The sequence below is a fragment of the Salinimicrobium oceani genome (genome assembly GCF_012037645.1).
Genome location: NZ_JAAVJR010001465.1, coordinates 1 through 305, shown reverse-complemented (window position 1 = coordinate 305; position 305 = coordinate 1). Strand labels below are relative to the sequence as shown.

General features: G+C 41.0%; 1 protein-coding gene. It reads left to right on the top strand.

Going from position 1 to position 305, the window contains the following annotated elements:
* The coding region (locus tag HC175_RS22650) for a UDP binding domain-containing protein (RefSeq protein WP_317172401.1) at nucleotides 1-305 on the top strand (305 nt) is incomplete at both ends.

Genomic DNA, 305 nt, shown 5'->3' with positions numbered 1-305 from the left:
CAAAAAGCTCAGGAAATAGGTTATCATCCAGAGATCATACTTGCGGGACGAAGGATGAATGATTCTATGGGACAATATGTTGCTGCAGAAGTGGTGAAACTTATGTTGCAGAATGACCAGAAGGTAAAAGGCGCTAACATTCTTGTTTTAGGGATCACCTTTAAAGAGAACTGTCCCGATGTAAGAAATACTAAGGTAGTTGACGTCATTAAGAACCTGAAAGAGTATGGTACTAACGTGACTATCTACGATCCACTGGCCGATCCCGAAGAAGTTCAGCATGAATATGGTCTCACTACTACAAA